2 protein-coding genes are annotated in these 4,864 nt (G+C 38.7%); both read left to right on the top strand.

Annotated elements, in window-relative coordinates; genetic code table 11:
- Positions 1-128: 128 nt before the first annotated feature.
- Positions 129-1,865 carry an iron uptake porin gene (locus AC3DU7_RS05835; protein ID WP_488038411.1) on the top strand — a complete coding sequence of 579 codons (1,737 nt, stop codon included), beginning with the start codon at positions 129-131 and terminating at the stop codon, positions 1,863-1,865.
- A gap of 850 nt (positions 1,866-2,715) precedes the next feature.
- A complete protein-coding gene (locus AC3DU7_RS05830; RefSeq protein WP_488038410.1) occupies positions 2,716-4,479 on the top strand; it encodes an iron uptake porin in 1,764 nt (587 codons plus the stop codon).
- The last annotated feature ends 385 nt before the right edge of the window (positions 4,480-4,864 follow it).

The following is a 4,864-nucleotide window of genomic DNA, read 5'->3' as shown; positions in this document are numbered from 1 at the left end:
AAGTAACTAGGAATGCCTGATAGTAAGTTCGGGAACCCCGCGTTATAGACTTATGCTAAACGTGGGTAGATGCAAGAAAAAGTTAGGTATTCCTAGCTGAGTCCAAATTGGTGTGAGGGTTAGTAAATATGACAAGACTTATCTGGAAAACTCTAAAGCACAGTCCTAGTGTTTTTAGCGCAGCATTATTATTAATGGCAGGTTCAGCGATCGCTGCTGAAGCTCCTTTACAGACTTTAGGAAGTGGCGAAAATTCTGTAAATCAGAACTTAGGCCAAGGTGCAATGGAGAACGCATCTTCCTTTGAAATAGCTCAAATAGATGTTCGCTCAATGCCCATGGATGATCCTTCATTGGCACCAGTAGCAGTATCAGACTTGGAAGATGGAGAGTCACTCGATCAGGTAACATCTGTAACTCAGTTATCAGACGTACAACCTACAGACTGGGCATTCCAAGCACTACAATCCTTGGTAGAGCGTTATGGTTGTATCGCAGGTTATCCTGATGGGACTTATAAGGGAAATCGAGCGATGACCCGTTTTGAGTTTGCAGCAGGTTTGAATGCTTGTTTAGACCGAATTACAGAATTAATTGCAGCGGCAACTGCTGACCTAGTAACCAGAGAAGATTTAGCGGTTTTACAAAGACTGCAAGAGGAATTTGCAGCAGAATTAGCTGCTTTGCGAGGACGAGTAGATGTTTTAGAAGCTAGAACAGCAGAACTAGAAAATAATCAGTTCTCTACTACTACCAAACTTAACGGAGAGGTTTTGTTTTGGTTGAGCGATACGTTTGGAGAACAAGCTGAGGGACGTGGAAGATCTGGGAGTGATGAGGACGAAACTCAGACAACCTTTGGTTATCGGGTTCGTTTAAACTTTGATACCAGTTTTACAGGAAAAGACCGCTTAAGAACCCGTCTACAAGCTAATAACATTCCTAACTATAGCGGTAGCAGTTTGACCAATAGCTTAATGACTCGTTTAGCTACAGACAGCAGTCCAAATAATGATGTTTCTATTGGCAAGTTGGCCTATCGTTTTCCTTTACTGAATGGTAAGGGTAGGATAGAGGTAGCTGCTACAGGTTATGGTATTGATGACTTTATCGGAGTTATCACACCTCTAGAAAGTAGTGGTGCTGGTGCTGTTTCCAGATTTGGACGATTCAACCCTATTTATTATCGTGCTCCTTCTGATGCTGGTGTCAAGTTTGCCTACGCTTTCAGTGATGCAATTCAGTTAACCGTAGGTTATGCTGCACCAGATAAAGAAGATCCTCGAGAAGGTAGAGGTGCTTTTAATGGTTCATTTAGTGGATTTGGCCAGTTTACAATTGAGCCAAACGATAAACTTGCTTTTCAAATCGGTTATTTGCGTGGTTATCATACAAAAAATGATGTTAACTTGACCGGAAGTACAGGTAGTTTTCTAGCCAGAGATCCTTTTGATGGTAGAGCAACTACTACAGATACTATTAACTTTGAGGCTCAATGGAGAGTTACTGATGGCTTTCAGATAGGTGGCTGGGGTGGTACTTTATTTGCCCGTCCTGAAGATGATGATGATACTGATGATATCACTATTATTACTGGTGCTTTGACTTTAGCTTTCCCAGATTTACTGAAAGAAGGTAGTCTAGGAGGTATTATTATTGGTGTACCACCAATTGTTACCGATGGTGGTGATGATGATGAGTTGAAAGATGATGATACTTCTATACACATTGAAGCTTTTTATCGCTTCCAAATGAACGATAATATAGCTATTACTCCTGGTGTATTTGTGATTACTAATCCTAACCACATTGAGGATAATGACACTCTTTGGGTCGGTACTTTAAGAACTCAGTTCAGGTTCTAGAACTTTGAATTAACGAGAAGAAATAGATTAGTTAATCAGATTCGATTATTTCAACTACTAACTTTAGTAATTTAATACGAAGGTAGAACAACCGATTAGCTAGTCAGTTTCTAGAATGAGTTTTATACCCCTTAGCTAGCTTTTGAAATGGCTGATAGTAAAGCTGAGGGGTTTACTATTTCAAAATCTAAATGTGTTAAAATTAAAAATTTTAAGAGAGTGTTTGTTTAATATTTGTTAAACCATGCAGTTGAGTAGCACACCTAAAACTTTGCAATAAACTTTTGTTTCTCGGTGTCTTTATCTCCCCACATGTCCTATCTCTTCATCCCTCAATCTCTCTTCTATTTTTAAATAGAGCCCAAATGGGTTTTATAGGTAAAAAAATAAAATAAATCAAATATTATATTTAAAATAGTTGCACTATTGTGTCAGAGGTGCTAATCTTCTTGGTAAAAAAAGGTAACTATGTCTGCTGTATCTAATTATTCAGAAATATTTTTAGTCTACTGATAGTCCTAGTGAAGTTTAGACATATTTACCTAGTATCTAAATTGTTGTTACACTCAAGGGCAATGCTTAACTTGTCTTTTTTCAGAATAAGTTTTGCGTAAAAACTACTAGAAATAATTTTATGGAGAAAAAGATTCTATTTATTTATGCCGTATTTTAGAGCATTTAAGCCCTTAACTCTCTAGTGCTGGATTAATTTAGATATCTATACTCCAGATTAAACTTAGCTAACACTAAGACTTCTGTTAACAAATCAATTGGAACAATCGATAATTAAATCTACTCTAAGCAGTAGGGTTGTTCATAGCTTATAAAAATGGTGTGAGGAGAGATCGAAATGACAAAAATTATCCTGAATGCTCTAAAACAGACATCTGGTGTATTCAGTATCGCCACTTTACTAATAGCTAATTCTGCTTTAGCAAATCAGGTTTCTGTAGAACAACTGGCTAACACTCAAGGTGTTAATACAAATACAACTAACTATTCGACTACTTCATCTGAAGTACCAACAGCGTCACCAGGTGATACCTCCTCAGAAGAAGTAGAAGTACCAGGAGATACTAGGTTACAAAATCTGAAAGATCCCTCCCTCAAGATTCCTGGAGCAGAGTTAGAACAAGTAGATCCTATGGGCCAAGTAACATCTGTGACTCAATTATCAGATGTCCAACCCACCGATTGGGCTTTCCAAGCTTTGCAATCTCTGGTAGAACGTTATGGTTGTATTGTCGGTTATCCAGATGGGACTTACAAAGGTAATCGGGCCATGACTCGTTATGAGTTTGCAGCAGGTCTGAATGCTTGTTTGGACCGAATTACAGAATTAGTCGCAGCAGCAACAGCAGATTTAGTGACTCGTGATGATTTGGCAGTATTACAGAGGCTGCAAGAAGAGTTTGCTACAGAATTAGCAGAGTTGCGCGGTCGTGTTGATGCTTTGGAAGCCAGAACCGAGGAACTAGAAGCCAATCAATTCTCAACGACTACTAAACTTAATGGTGAAACTTTATTCTGGTTGAGCGATACGTTTGGAGAAAGAGCTGCGGGGCGTGGAAGACCGCGGAGTGAAAGAGACAGAACGGAGACAACCTTTGGTTATCGGGTTCGTTTAAACTTTGATACAAGTTTCACAGGAAAAGACCGCTTAAGAGCTCGTCTACAAGCTAATGACATTCCTAACTATAGCGGTGGAGATTTGACCAATACTTTAATGACTCGTTTATCTACAGATAGTAGTCCGAATGATGATGTTTCCCTGAGCAAATTGGCCTATCGTTTTCCTGTACTGAATGGTAAGGGTAGAGTAGAAATAGCTACTACAGGTTATGGTGTGGACGACTTCGCGGAACCTATTACACCTTTACAAAGTGGTAGTGGTGGTTCTGTTTCCAGATTTGGACGATTCAACCCTATGTTCTATCGTTCTCCTTCTGATGCTGGTGCCAAGCTTGCCTACACTTTCAGTGATGCAATTAACTTAAGTGTGGGTTATGCTGCACCAGATCCGGAAGAGCCCCGAGAAGGTAGAGGTATTTTTAATGGTGGATTTAGTGGATTTGGCCAGTTTACGATTGAGCCAAACGACAAAATTGCTTTTCAACTTGGTTATGTGCGTGCCTATCATACGAAAAACGATGTCAACTTGACTGGAAGTACAGGTAGTTTTTTGGCCAGAGACCCTTTTGATGGTAGAGCAACTACCGCAGATACTGTTAACTTTGAAGCTCAATGGAGAATTACTGATGGCTTTCAAATAGGTGGCTGGGGTGGTGCTTCATTTGCCCGTCCTGAAGATGATGATGATACTGATGATATCACCATACTTACAGGTGCTTTGACCTTAGCTTTTCCGGATCTATTCAGGGAAGGTAGTTTAGGAGGTATAATTGTTGGTGTACCACCAATAATTACTGATGGTGGTGATGATGATTCATTAAAAGACCCCGATACATCTATACACATTGAAGTATTTTATCGCTTCCAAATGAACGATAATATAGCTATTACTCCTGGTTTGTTTGTGATTACTAATCCTAATCACATTGAGGATAATGAAACTCTCTGGGTAGGAAGTATCAGGACTCAATTTAGGTTCTAGAAAGGTAGGTTAATTAACTGATAAAGCAGGACATTTAAGATTTTCTCGCCTCCTACAGCGGTTTTCCTGTACCATAGACCACATTAGGGACGTTGCATGCAACTTCCCTACAAGGTTTTAATTATGGCAATTTGGTTATCCAGTAAAAGTGAAAAGCGCTTTAATTAATGGATAATGGATAATGGATAATTGATAATTGATAATTGATAATTGATAATTACCTCTGGTTAAAACCGAAAGGATTGAAGATAAGAAAATATTATTTTTTTATTTTCCCCTTGAAAGGGGAGGCTAATAAAGCTGAATTATTTAATTAATAATGATTAATTATTCGGTAATTTACCTGTAGGTACTGATAACTGATAACTGATAACTGATAACTGAT

The organism is Okeania sp. (assembly GCF_983059655.1).
This window is presented reverse-complemented; position numbering and strand designations above follow the sequence as displayed.

Excerpts from the sequence above, each read along its gene's own strand:
- AC3DU7_RS05835 (WP_488038411.1), top strand. The coding sequence starts at position 129 with ATGACAAGACTTATCTGGAAAACTCTAAAGCACAGTCCTAGTGTTTTT.
- AC3DU7_RS05830 (WP_488038410.1), top strand. The coding sequence starts at position 2,716 with ATGACAAAAATTATCCTGAATGCTCTAAAACAGACATCTGGTGTATTC.